The organism is Pedobacter sp. Bi126 (genome assembly GCF_918698245.1).
GTDB lineage: Bacteria > Bacteroidota > Bacteroidia > Sphingobacteriales > Sphingobacteriaceae > Pedobacter.
In genome coordinates, this window is record NZ_CAKKMS010000005.1 from 326929 (window position 1) to 340388 (window position 13460).

Below are 13460 nucleotides of genomic sequence, written 5' to 3' on the forward strand. Positions count from 1 at the left end.
TAAATAGCCTTGGGCTAATTCAACGGGCTTGTTTCACCCAGATCAACGTCATTAAAGCTATATTTTTCAATCAGGAAATTTTTGATTGCATTAAAATTTGGGAAGTCCATTTGGCACGCTAAGTCGTATAATCCCAGGTTGTTTGTGGCAACTCTTGTTAAGGTCTCTTTAAACTCTTGGGAATCAAGGACCGATAATGGCGTTTCCATATAGCAATCTGATTCGTCAAGTTCCCGAAGTTCGTTGTAATAGGCACTATGTGCATCTCTACGGTCATACAGAGAGGTGAAACTTTTTTCTGATATAAGCTGTTGCGCTTTTTCAGTAAGCAGAAAATCTGCCATCGCCGACATGATCTGCCAATCCGGCCAACCATCAGTTCGCAGGCCATCAATGGTTCTTTTATAATTACTGGCGTTTTTCCAGTTTTGCAGACTCAGGTGGATATTTTTGAGCAAGGCTTTTTGTCGCTGTATTATTGCATTTGTTATAGTTTCCATGTTGTTAGACTGTCCCAACTGCTTTTTAATGGGTCTAACAAAATAGGGGGCATAAGAATCCTTGTCTGGAAGAGTATTAAACTCGCCTGGACGACTTTTTTCAAAAGCTTCTTTATAATGCACACCAAAATACACCTTTTCGTAGCTGTTAATCGAAAGAACCCTATTGCCCAGCCCATGTTTCATGAGCAGTTGGTCAAATATGTCCGGTAGTTTACCTGTTGGTAACAGGCTCAGGTCAATAAGTATTCGTTTGATCGTAACACCCAAATACGCGTAATGCATTTTAATAGTTAATTCAACCTGACTGGTCAATTTTGGGATGGAAATTTCATAAGCCGTGTTGATGTGATCATTCTTCTGCCTGATAATAATGCGTTCTCCAGCGTTTCTGCTTATAAAGATCTTAACGGGTAGTTCTAAAAACTCACAATCAATACCAGAGAGTATAAACTCGCATAAAATAACCTGTAAGGCACTGGCAAACTGTTCTCCCGTTGCATTCATGTCAGGGGTGTTTTCAAAGTTAATTTCCCAGTCAATTTCATTTGCTGAAAATCTTATGGTACGATCCTTTCCTACATCATTTAACGGAACATCCGAAACCTGCAATTTGAGGTAACTTTTTAAATTTTCGTCACTTTCAAGATGTCTCTGTAAGCCCTTACCTACATGTGATATATAATCAGTATAGAGCCATCCGAGCGTCTGTGCAAAATAATTTGCAAAATGCGTCATTTCTACGTGAATCCGGGGCATGATAGTTAATATCGACGCCAGATTATGAATGAAGTCCGCAAGAAACGAATCTTTGTCAACTTCCATTTCCATAGGATTAAATTCAATCCTGGAAATTATGTAGACATTGACATCGTTCAATGCGCTCATCCAAGCACCTTGCCTATAATCTATACTTACCAACATTGCTGCCGCATCACTTATCCTTCTGTAGCTCTGGGCATCGCCAAAGTTTTTGGAGGCAAATACGGCGCACAGGGCATAATACTTGGCGGCAAAATTCATTTTCAAGCGAAGGTAAATGCTTGATATGGTAATCATTACGCTGATGTAAGCATCTTTGCTGTCCTGGGTATACCATAATTGGGATGATTTGTGCAGGTAGTTCAGTGCTTCAAGGTTGTCTCTTGGATCGCCGGTTGAAATGAAATCCTGTGCCCGTTCTACATAATTTTTTGCTGTTTTGTATTGATTCTCGACAGTGTTTGTAAAATTCAGAACCTCTTCCTGAAAGCTTTCGATCATTTTGATTGACTCTCTATCACCCTTGTGTTTGATCATCATTCTGATCATTTGATTGAGCTGGTCGTTAAGGGATGAAATTGTATAGAGTGAGGCAGCATCTAAATTTGGTATAATTTTCCGGTAGATATCGAGAGACTGAATTACCCTTTCATTAAGTGCGATCTTTGGATTTAGCTGATGAACAAGATGTCCTTTTAATTCGAGAAACCTACAAAGATCATCTTTGTCCCTACTTTCGGCAATCCCATTTTCGATATAATCGGATATTTGCTTAAGCCACCTGTCTGTAGTTTTGGTAGGAAGAAAATCCTTCTTTGAGAGTTCCGTAACCTGTACTAAATTTAATATGGTAATATCATCATTAATCTCCTCTATGGAATGGTTTTTATCGAATGATTCAAAATAAGTTTCTATGAGAGATGTTTCATGAATAAGATTACCTTTTGGTACGCCCGACTCCGGGTCTGGTAAAATCCGGAGCCACAGGAATTCATAGATAGCTTTCTTTTTACAGTGGGTAGGGATGTTTTCAAGTTCAATATATTTTGACAGGATATCTAACCACAGCCTCGAATGCTGGCTCTTGTCCAAATGCCAGCGGCAATGCCTGGCAGCACTTATCACTTCGTAGAACTGCCCCATGTTAAATGCAATTATAGAAGTTATAGCTTGCCATTTTTCAAACACTGAAGCATACCATCTGTTTTGCTCAGAACTACTGTTGAGCAACAAAAAATCCATTAAATCACCGTCCAGCTTTCTGTTTTCTGTTGACTGCTGGGCCGTCCGATGTGTGATTTCATACAACAGTATAGCAATATATGCTGATGTATATTCCCCTTTTAAAGGCAATGGCAACTCATTAACCAGTTTTTCGATCCGATTAATTATGTTGTCTATGGCCGTATCTTTTGCGATGGATTCAAAATCCCAAGAAATACTAAGTATAAACTGTTCCCAGATATCCTCAGAAAGACTATTGAAGCTTTCTTGTGCTTTTATAATGGCCTCTTGCCGTGAGTCACCGGGCTGATAAGTGTTTTTGCTTTGTTCGTTTATATGTAAGGTTAAGACCGATTTGATCTTCACTTTGAACCTATCGATCTGTTCCCGGCTTAAATTCCCCTGATCTTTGGCCCATTCCCTTAAAATATTTGCATCGTTACTTTTCACTTCCCTGGCAACGGACGCATTGGTCTCGAAAACAAATTTTGCGGTTTGCTGCTGATCAACCTGTCTTATAAACAGAAAAAAGAAATTTGTTACGCACTTGGTGATCTCCTCTGTCGAGAATGAAAAGTTAGAACTGTAAAGCTTAACCTGACGGTAAAAGCTCTGGCTACCGTCTTTAGGTCGGGATAGAATATCGTCGCCATAGTCACAGTAAATATCCTCCTGAATATCATTTACCCTATTGTAGACCCATATTTCCAGTGTCTTCAGTTTTTGATAATAAAACCCCTGTTCGCTGGAGGTTGCATCTGTGTTTCTTTCGAAAAGGAAGAGTGAGGCGTAGTTCATAGGCATTTAATATATAAAGGTACTAATCTGAAAGCCGTTATATTAAGATTTTTTTGCACCTTGAATGTTTGGTTTCTTTTGGTTTTCTTACCTTTAGTAAAGACAAGTCCGTTATGATTACAGAAAAACAGTTAAAGGAATTAAGTTGGTCGGATTTTTCGATTATGGATCTGACCGAAGGAAAGATCGCACTTATCCTATTGTGTGACAGTACTGAAAAGGCAACCCAGTTGCGGGAACTTTTTTATGATTTTGACGTTGTTGTCTATCTCAATGAAGAAACTCAGAAAGTATCTTTCAAGGTTACCTTTAATAATTCTGAATTTGAGGTGTTTTATAAAACAGACAAAACCGTTGCTGATTATTTTCCGCTGAGTTGGCTATTAGATAAAAAGGTAAATTACCTTACAACCGGATACCGGGAACCAAATGGAAACATCCAATACCACCTTGATCTTTTTAAACTGGCCAAGGGTAATCATCTAGGCGAATAGGTACTGAGGATATTGTCTACGAAATTATTTGCAGCATCGAGCTGGTTTAAATAACTCTCGCTCATTTCAAAACTCCATTCGGTAATGAAATGTAGTTCATTTCTTTTTTCCACAAGTTTTCTGAGAAAATTATTGATGCTTTCGGGTAGTAGAATAACACATGAGTAGTTTTTCTTATCCAACATTGTACCCATCATCAGGGTTTGGGTGGAAAGACCGTCGTGATGGATGGTTCCTGCTGCTTGGTCAATATCAAAAGCCTTCAACAGATGTAGCTCATGTACTTTGATTGGCTTTTTGCCTTGCTGATTTGCTAGCGAGTCGTATCCTTTGCCTTTGTTTAACTTATGTATAAGAAAGCCGTTTATTAACAGGACAGCTTTCATATAATTTTCGAAAAACAAACAGATTTTAAAGGCATCGGTTAACTTTTCGAAAAAGAACTGCCCTATGTAGTCGTGAAAAACCTGGTCTGGAACATTGCCTTCTTTTCGGTCTTTAATAAGTTGTTTGAGTGCCTCAAGCTTTTGGATCACTAGGGCGCTCTTAAAATGTTCAGCGCCAAAAATGATCATCGTGTTATAGGTTTCCTGCATCGTTTCTGGTGATGCGTACCACTGGAAGTTTGGTTTGTCCATGAGGGTTTATTAGTGGTTCTGTTTTCCAAGCCAGCTTTCCAGGGAATTAAAGTTAAGTATATCTGCATCTTGTGTAATTACCGGAAATCTGGAGATAACAAAATGCTCAATACCAGACAATCCTAGCTTCGTTTTGATTAGATTTTCGCGGTTTACTTCCTTGGTGATCGATTTACGGTAGTAAGTGATCAACCTTTTGTTTAATCTGCCCATTAGTTTATAATCTGTACCAACTTTTGCGATATCAATATGGTTGTTCTTACATTGAAAATTATAGATTTTTCCATTTTTGGTTGTGATTAGATCAAATTCCTTATGGTTTATGCGTGTAATTCCAGTGCTGTGGTACCCAGCATTGATCAGGATTTTCTCAACTTTATCTTCGAAAACAAATCCTGAATTTATCATAAAGCTTTTATTGCGCATCAGCGCCCCTGTCAGGGTGCGGTAAACAAACCTGCACAGCAAGACCACTGTACAGTAATATTTTCCTTGGAACTTTTGAAATGGTGCGTAATCGTTTATCAGGTCAGTGAAAGAGTTACCTAGTGGTGTCAGTTTCAGCTTTTTGAGTTGCAGCTGGATGCCATCTAGGTCACTTTCATCCACAATGACATGATAATTGTCGGTACAGAATCTTGAAATATGAACAAATAGTAAATTAAGTTCTTGATATTCCAATAGCCCGGTCACGCTGTATTTTTTAAATGCACCCTCGAATAATGCCATTGCATTAGCAACTTCGTTAAATGAAAATATCACGTTTTTTGGTCGCGGTATTGTTTTGGCAAGGAGTACCACATCTGGTCGTAACTCCATCTGATCGAGTAGTGATAGACGTTCTGGTTCCAAAAAGAAGGCTTCTAAATTGTCATAAGTGAAATTTGCTTTGAATAGGTTACCGTCAAAGGTTACTTCATAGCCAGTTATACATTCATTTATCAGTAAATGATAATAAGCATTTGTATATCCATTCAGACAAGAATCGATCGTGTATAAGAATTGGTTCATTAAGTCTAAAAACGGAGCTTTTTTTTGTCCTATTGCCTTAATTGGGATTAGATTTAGCATGCAACCAAAAACTAGGCGCCTGGACTGTAGATAATTGATGGATTGACTTACGCTGGATAAGCCCAGTCCATAACCGACTGCTTGCCAAAGATTTTGTGATTGATACCCAAAATGGCTTGCCATGCACATCAATGCTAGGTTGTTAAACCTTGAAGCTACTTCTGGACCAAAATCATTTTCGAGTAGTTGCCCCACCTTTTTAAAGTCTTCCTTACCTTTTGCGGTGAGCATCTTAAACTCGAGATTAAGATAAGGATCTGCACTGCCACTTAATTCAAATGGTACGTTTATGAATTCATCAACACATCGGTTAAGTAAACGCCAGTCTTCAAATAGTGGATCAGCAGAAAATTCACCGACTTTCTCATCGAACATTTTAGAATGATAGCTGATGTTATCTTTAAAAATATTTTCTATTTCTGTTTTATCGGTATAGGTGCCAACCACGGGCTTTTGATTCATATTGATCTTTATTGAGGTGTTTGGTTTGTTGAAGCTAACAAAAAATATTTAGTGTTTAACCGAAGGTAGTTTTATTACGTTCATCTATTTTTGAAAGTGATGTAATCACCATCTCAGCAAAAATCTCATGGCCGGTCCCCTTATTCTTTAATTTCGTTAATTTTTCTTCGAGCCCATACCAATCATTATCTGCAATAATTTTCTCCATCTTTTTCAATACAAGATCTGCCTGCTTAAAATCCCCGATGAAATGCAATAGCTCATATTGTTGGGACAGCGCTGCCACCATATTTTCCCAGGCACTCATTTGCTCACATACCTTGGCGATGCTACCAACATAATCAGCCTGATCGTTGAGTATCTTTTTTTCCGACGGAACCAAATCTGATTTAACAGTTAGCGTTTTTCTGTCAATGTTGAGAATAATGTCGGTGTAGAATGCTTGTATATATTGGATTTTTATCCCGTTTAAACAGATGTTATGGTATGTAAATTGATTTTTATCACTTAGTGCTTTTGCTTTGAGTTCATTAAAACGTTTGTTATAACTATCCATTTGTTCCTGCCTAAGTTTATGTTTTTCCGGACTAACAAATAATTTTCTGCCCAATTCTCTATGCATTAGCAAATAATTCAACATTTGATCATTTAAGCGGTAGCCATCGACCGTAAGTGCGAAACTATCAGCAATTAATTTTAGGCTCTCATCACAGTGAGGATCAGCCAATATAAAATTGATCGCTTGTTGAAACTGTTTTAATTTTTCAGCGTCCGGGTCTTCACTTACATGGTAAACCTCAAATGCTTTTAGTATCCTGAGATACAATCCAACATATTCGGAATCCATCAACGCTTCGATATACCCGGAACTTTTTTCTGCATCAATCATTCCGAGTGAACGTTTTGATTGTATGGTATAGTAGCGCATCATACCCTGTACCCCTGAAGGTAGATCATCTATATTTTGGTTGGCCATTTTAAAATGATCCAGGGCCTTGTTGAGCTTGCCGACAAGATGGGCGGCTGTTCCACAGACAAAATGAAAAATCGCACTGGCCTTGTCTAATGGGTAGCATTTTACTTCAAACGTCAAGATATCGAGAAACCTACCAGCATTTAATAAGCCATAACCATGTTTTTCCAAAAACCTTAGATTTTCGCTCGGGCTATAGACATTTTGATTTTTTTGAATTACAATCGATTCTTCTAAGGTTTTATTTCCCTCAGTGAACCTCATTGTTTTGTTTATGTTTCTTCTGAGAAAACCAAGGCTCAACATTTCTTGATGGATTTTTCCTATAACATTGTTGTCAACCAACTTGTTAAACCTAAAAGTTAATGTGTCAGGATAATCATTGTCTGGATATTTTTCCAGTAATAATTTTTCAATGTCATGCGCCCTTTCATAGTAGAAAACATTTTCAGCTTGATGGTAAAGCATGTAAAAAGCCGGTAGGCCATCATTAAGCAAGTAATTCAAGTTTGAAATCTTAATTGCAAACGAAATGCTGCCATCGTTGTTTTTTTTACTAGACTGAGTTGCCTTCAGCTGAACGGGAAACCTAATGTTGGTATTATTCGCATTCGACTTAATTTCAAGAGACAAATCGACACCCTTATCATGTTGAAACTCATCCCGTATTTCAAAATCATGAACACTAAATAACTCTCGAAACTTACTTCTGGAAAGTGTCTCTAAATTTGCGTTCGCATCAGATTTAGGTAGTGATTGGTTATTGAATTCGTCTCTGGTCATTTGGTTTACGGACTGTTAAAAAAAATGTTATCGATAAGAAATGATTTTTCCCGTGGTTATATCCAGCTAAAGATAATAAAAGCGTCGATTTTATTTGAAATTCCTACCACCATGGAAGGCATCTTTAGCTTCCTTATTTACATCATTCCGAACCTGCGAGCGTTTATTTTGCGCTGGATAGGGTGCCGTTTTTTCATCACTTCGTGATAACGTAAGTATTGGCAGATCGTCCGCCTCCCTTTGCAATAATTTGCCCAGCATCTTTGTGAAATCAAAACACTTGCTCACAATCACATGTACCACTTGCCCTTCACGCTGTAAGCGCCCTTCAACCATCAGTAGTCTTGAATGTAGAATCTCCTTCCTGTAAGTTTCAAAAAGTTTTTCAAATACCACTAGGTTGGAATATCCAGTCTCATCTTCAATGGTAATAAAGCAAACTCCACCAGCGGTACCAGGCCTTTGTCTAACCAATACCAATCCCGCCACTTTCACCAATTGCCCATCGGTAGCCTCATTGTTTATTGCAAAACAAGACCTTATACGCAGCATTTCCAATTGATCCCTAACAAAACTTACCGGATGCGCTTTTAGCGATAGGCCTACAGTAGCATAATCCTGCACCACATGTTCACCCTTTCCCATTAGCGGAAGTTCAACCTGTGTTTCTAATACAGTTTCAGAGGGTTGGCCTTTAAACAATTCTACTGGCATATCCTGTAAAGCAGAAACTTCCCATAGCGCCTTTCTACGGTCAAGCCCCATCGATCGAAATGCATCTGCATCGGCTAGACGCTCCAATGTAGCAAGGGAAATACCAACATCTCGTAGTGTGGTAATGCTGCGGTAACCATTAGCACGGCAAGAAACCAACACTTCCATTTCTTCCTCACGGATGCCTTTAATCTGCCGGAAACCCAATCTCATCGCAAAATACTTACCTGATTTTTCCTCTAAAAGGTTAGTCCAGGAAGAATAATTCACATCCACCTCCCGCACTTCAACAGTATGTTTCTGCGCATCGATCACAATCTGTGCTGGCTGGTAGAACCCCATTGGCATACTGTTCAATAAAGCTGTGGCAAAGGCATCAGGGTAATAATGTTTCAGCCAACAGGAGACATATACGAGCAATGCGAAACTAGCTGCATGGCTTTCGGGAAAACCATAGCTACCAAATCCCTCCAATTGCTTAAAAATCCGCTTAGCAAATTCTAAAGTATAACCTTTGCCGAGCATACCATCGATCAGCTTTTGTTCATACTGATTCACTAATCCCTTAAATTTAAACGTCGCCATACTTCGTCTAAGTCCATCCGCCTCAGCAGGGGTAAAGCCAGCGGCAACAATAGCAATTTTCATCGCCTGTTCCTGAAACAGCGGCACGCCCAATGTTCTACCTAATATTTCTTCCAGTTCTGGAGATGGATACACAATGGGCTCTTCACCATTCCGCCTGCGCAAATACGGATGCACCATATCACCCTGTATCGGTCCTGGCCGAACAATGGCTACTTCAATTACCAGATCATAAAAACATTTCGGGCGCAATCTTGGTAGCATAGACATCTGTGCGCGACTTTCGATCTGGAATACCCCTAAGGTATCAGCTGCACTGATCATGTTATAGACGTCCGGATCATCCTGTGGAATATTGGCTAAAGTCAGTTCCTTGCCATAATGATCCCTACACAGATCAAATGCTTTACGGATACAGGTCAGCATACCCAACGCTAGTACATCCACTTTAAGGAAACCCAGAGCGTCAATATCATCTTTGTTCCATTCAATATTGGTGCGGTCTTCCATTCGTGCATTTAGAATAGGGCAGAGGTCAGTTAATTTGCCTTGGGTCACCACAAATCCCCCGGTATGTTGTCCTAATTGTCTTGGAAAGCCCATCATCTGAGCGGTCAATTCCAGCGTTTTTTTTAGATGTGGATCTTCTGGGTTCAAACCCTGCTCAGTAACTCGTTTGCCCTCAAACCATTCATCGGTATATTCCCATAAAGAACCGGAAAGCCTGTTAACCGTATCTACCGATAGTCCCATAGCTTTACCCACATCACGGATGGCACCTTTTTGATGCTGTTGGGTGACTGTAGCCACAATAGCCGCCCGGTCACGCCCATATTTATCATAGATGTATTGGATGATTTCTTCCCGGCGTTCATGTTCAAAATCCACGTCAATATCGGGCGGCTCATTACGGGCAGGAGAGATAAAACGCTCAAAAAGCAACTCAAATTTCATCGGATTAACAGAAGTAACACCCAGACAGAAACAGATGGCTGAATTTGCTGCTGAACCACGTCCTTGGCATAAAATGCCACGACTACGTGCCTCGCGTACAATATCCTCCACGAAAAGAAAATAGTTCGCATAGTCCATTTTTTTGACGAATTCCATTTCATAACGCACCATATTGACCACTTTTTCAGGAATTATCTCGCCATAGAATTCATGCGCCCCTTTCCAGGTGAGGTATTCCAGTTCCTCCAATGGTGGTCTTCCGCTTTTATTGATTTCCTCTGGATAAACATATTTTAGTTCATCCAGTGAAAAGGTGCAGGCCTCGGAAATAACCAAAGTATTTTTGATCGCTTCAGGATATCTTCTAAAAAGCCTTTTCATTTCATCTACCGGCTTCATATACCGCTCGGCATTCTGGTGCAATCGAAATCCAGCCTCTTCAATTGTGCATTTTTCACGCACGCAGGTTAATACATCCTGCAATTCCCTGCGCGAAGGATCGTGGTAATGCACGTCGCCTGTTGCCACTACCGGAATGCCATAAAATTCAGAAAGCTGGGAAATTCTAAAGATCAGCTTGTCATCATTTCCTAAATAACTCCTTGTGGCACCTAAATAAAGCCCGTTACCCAGCGCCTCGCGATATTCTGCTATTGCAGCAATAAAACTATCTTCAAAAGAAAAATGCCTGTTCAAGATGCCCGGCATTACTGCCGTAAAAATCATTCCGGTAGAATATGAATATACATCAGCACGAGAGAGATGGCATGAACCTTTTTCTGCACGCATATTGCCTAAAGTCAGTAAAGCTGATAATCGGCCATAAGCTTCCCGATCGGTTGGATATGCTAGTAAGCTCGGCCCATCCAATAAATCAAGCCTACATGCCGGAATAATTGATATGTCTTTTTCACGGGCTGCAGCGTGAGCCCGTACAATCCCTGCCAGCGTATTTCTATCTGTAATGGCAATCTTTTTATAACCAAATGCTGCGGCCTGATCCAACAGCTCATGAGGGTGTGAAGCCCCACGCAAAAAGCTAAAATTTGAAGTTACCTGTAATTCACTATATCCCATAACTCTTATCTTTTAAGCAAAAAATCCGTGTATAAACCATTTAAACTGCTTTTCACTTCCATAGTGTCCAGACCGGAACAACCAATATCTTCGGCCTTTATCATCCTCGACCTGGTAATAATCCCGGTGTTCGCCCTGATCAAGCCACCATTCGCGCTCGATCCGTTCAGGTCCATCTGCTTTTACCACCTGATGCTGAACGCCCTTGTAAATAAAAAACCTTGGCGGATGATCGGGGATAAGCGCCATTACTTCAATTGCGACAGGAGTTGGGAGCAGTTCTGTTGGCCTTGGCATATCTAAACGCCAATCAGCGGACGGCTTTTCGGTAACCGAAAAAGTGTTTTTGACGGATCGTTCTGGCCAATAACGTGTTGCAGGCAAATAGCGGTGGATTACTTCTGGGCCAACCTTTCCAGCCACACGGTCAAGTAACCTGATCACACTTTGATCATCCAGACCAGGTTTGGCGGTCCAGATCGCTTCTTGCTCAATCGCCACATCATCTACTTTAGGGACATCTAAAATAAACAGCTCAATCCCTAACCCCGGACGGATCTGGTCGATCTTTAATTTAAAAAGCTTTAGTAAATGGCTAACACTATGGCTTGCTGCATTTGTACCCACAGCGACCTGTACCAACTGCCCATCCAAACGGTAACCTGTTAAGATGCCTTTGCGAAGACCTTTACCATCAGCCTGAAGTTTAGCACAAAGACTTTCAAGTAATTTAGAAATCGCAATTTCAATGGCCGTCCGCGTTCTGATCGGCTCTAAGCAGGGCAATCTTTCCTGAAAAGCTACTGGCACCTGCACAGGCGCCAAAGCTTCTGCTTCAGTTCCAAGTGCTTGCGCTAACCGCAAAAGAAATCCTTCACCGAAACGCCTGCGTAAAACGGATCGTGGCATTCCAATAAAACTTTTGATCTGGTGAAACCCAAGCTTGCGCAGTTTAGCCAGAACTATTTCCTCCAAACGCAATGCCTCTGGTACTAAAGAAAGTAAAGCTTCGGCCTGTTCACCACTAGAAATAAGTGGTGTAACTTTCCCGAACCTCGATACTGCCCATGCAGCGCCCGGGGTATCCGCAATCGCCAGCCGAACCGTATAACCCTTACTTTTTAACCTTGAAACAATTTCTTTTATATATTCACGCTCGCCGCCCCAAAGATGCGGGCAACCGCTTACTTCCAGTAGTAATCCATCTTGACCGAATTCATCAATAGAAACAATAGGAGCGTAGCGGATACACCATTCTCCAAGTCCCCGTAATAGTTTTTCAGGCCTACCAGGCTTATCATCCAGTACCTCCAGACCTGAACAGATTGCTTTTGCATCTGCCGAACGCATACCCGTCTCAATTCCAGCATCCGCGGCCAAAGGACTTACTGCAGTAATGATCATTCTTCCATGATCGGGTGCGGCGAACACAAAAGGCACTTCCGAGAGCTCAGGGCGGCGGATAAGCTGCCAATCCGCCAGCAACTGGTGAAACCATATCGAAACAAAACGCCTTTGCATATCTTTTACCCAATCTGTCTACTATCATCTTCTCTCCAGCCATCTTGCTGCAATACACGTTTAACCTCTAAAAAGCCCTCACCGGCCCATTCCATTATCCAGTTTCCCGGAATACCGTTTCTCACTTTTAACAATTCGACCTGCCAGCGCGGGAAACCAAGGCCTGGCATACCTTCTTCCAGAACGCTCGGCAATGGGCTGATCTGCCAGCGCGCAGTAGCAATCGTACTGGCCATCCTTCTCGCATCTTTTCGCAGGATAAACCCGGTGACCCCGCTTTCTTCCACTGCAAGCTGTAACCTTCGAGATTCAATCAGACTCAAAGCATCAACTTCAGCTACCACAGCAGCTAATCCTTCACATCGTAAAGCCTCCTCCATAATCCAAAGCGCATCTTTCTCTGTAGCAACATCCATGAAAATGATCCGTTCAGGCTCTACATTGAAACTACGCAGAGAAGCTGGAAACAAACGCCGAGCCGTACTGATCCAAACACAGGCCGCCCCATCCTGCATCAAAGCAGAAAGCAGTCCAGCAATAAAACCATCACTGGCAGCAGCATCTTCAGGAAAAACAGTGATAAACTCATGTATCGCCCGTTTCGGAAATACCCCACCAGGAAAAGCATCTTCGATCCCACCAAGACCAATCCGCTCGTCTTTACAGGCAGAAGCAGGCTTAAAGCCCTGCCACAGCAGGATATCCTGTTGCAGTTTGTGTACCAATTCGCTTTTCGTTCCCATACTAATTGCTAAAACTATTAGCTATTTTAATTAGCTTTTATAATTTAACAACAAACATAATACTAAAAATGTTAGTAAAAAATGAAATGTGGAAAAAACGGGTGATTTTGTTTAAAGTGCGAAACCTTAAAATCTATTCTTAATAAGTCAGTATAAAATGT

8 protein-coding genes are annotated in these 13460 nt (G+C 40.9%); 1 reads left to right on the plus strand and 7 read right to left on the minus strand.

Annotated elements, in window-relative coordinates; all coding sequences use genetic code 11:
* Positions 1–14: 14 nt before the first annotated feature.
* Entirely contained in the window at positions 15–3284 is a 3270-nt protein-coding gene (locus LQ201_RS19945; protein WP_230145056.1) for a hypothetical protein, read from the minus strand.
* Positions 3285–3397: 113 nt separating this feature from the next.
* Between LQ201_RS19945 and LQ201_RS19950 the strand changes: the two genes are divergently transcribed.
* Positions 3398–3778, plus strand: a complete 381-nt coding sequence (locus tag LQ201_RS19950) for a hypothetical protein (protein WP_230145057.1) — start codon at positions 3398–3400, stop codon at positions 3776–3778.
* Here the strand turns inward: LQ201_RS19950 and LQ201_RS19955 are convergent.
* From LQ201_RS19955 to LQ201_RS19980, 6 genes are all read right to left on the minus strand, one after another.
* Entirely contained in the window at positions 3763–4416 is a 654-nt protein-coding gene (locus tag LQ201_RS19955; RefSeq protein WP_230145058.1) for a hypothetical protein, read from the minus strand. The genes LQ201_RS19950 and LQ201_RS19955 overlap by 16 nt on opposite strands.
* Positions 4417–4425: 9 nt before the next feature.
* Positions 4426–5949, minus strand: coding sequence for a hypothetical protein (locus LQ201_RS19960; protein WP_230145059.1), 1524 nt, complete (start codon positions 5947–5949; stop codon positions 4426–4428).
* Between the two features lie 55 nt (positions 5950–6004).
* Positions 6005–7705: a DUF4365 domain-containing protein gene (locus LQ201_RS19965; protein ID WP_230145060.1), complete on the minus strand. Its 1701-nt coding sequence runs from the start codon at positions 7703–7705 to the stop codon at positions 6005–6007.
* 90 nt (positions 7706–7795) lie between these two features.
* The gene (locus LQ201_RS19970) at positions 7796–11035 is read right to left on the minus strand and encodes an error-prone DNA polymerase (protein ID WP_230145061.1); all 3240 of its coding nucleotides are present in this window, start codon (positions 11033–11035) and stop codon (positions 7796–7798) included.
* 12 nt (positions 11036–11047) lie between these two features.
* Positions 11048–12556: a DNA polymerase Y family protein gene (locus LQ201_RS19975; protein WP_230145062.1), complete on the minus strand. Its 1509-nt coding sequence runs from the start codon at positions 12554–12556 to the stop codon at positions 11048–11050.
* Between the two features lie 5 nt (positions 12557–12561).
* The gene (locus LQ201_RS19980) at positions 12562–13299 is read right to left on the minus strand and encodes an ImuA family protein (protein WP_230145063.1); all 738 of its coding nucleotides are present in this window, start codon (positions 13297–13299) and stop codon (positions 12562–12564) included.
* Positions 13300–13460 lie beyond the last annotated feature (161 nt).

Bases quoted from the DNA above. Each gene is read 5' to 3' on its own strand.
- LQ201_RS19945 (WP_230145056.1), bottom strand. From the start codon at position 3,284: ATGAACTACGCCTCACTCTTCCTTTTCGAAAGAAACACAGATGCAACC.
- LQ201_RS19950 (WP_230145057.1), top strand. From the start codon at position 3,398: ATGATTACAGAAAAACAGTTAAAGGAATTAAGTTGGTCGGATTTTTCG.
- LQ201_RS19955 (WP_230145058.1), bottom strand. From the start codon at position 4,416: ATGGACAAACCAAACTTCCAGTGGTACGCATCACCAGAAACGATGCAG.
- LQ201_RS19960 (WP_230145059.1), bottom strand. From the start codon at position 5,949: ATGAATCAAAAGCCCGTGGTTGGCACCTATACCGATAAAACAGAAATA.
- LQ201_RS19965 (WP_230145060.1), bottom strand. From the start codon at position 7,705: ATGACCAGAGACGAATTCAATAACCAATCACTACCTAAATCTGATGCG.
- LQ201_RS19970 (WP_230145061.1), bottom strand. From the start codon at position 11,035: ATGGGATATAGTGAATTACAGGTAACTTCAAATTTTAGCTTTTTGCGT.
- LQ201_RS19975 (WP_230145062.1), bottom strand. From the start codon at position 12,556: ATGCAAAGGCGTTTTGTTTCGATATGGTTTCACCAGTTGCTGGCGGAT.
- LQ201_RS19980 (WP_230145063.1), bottom strand. From the start codon at position 13,299: ATGGGAACGAAAAGCGAATTGGTACACAAACTGCAACAGGATATCCTG.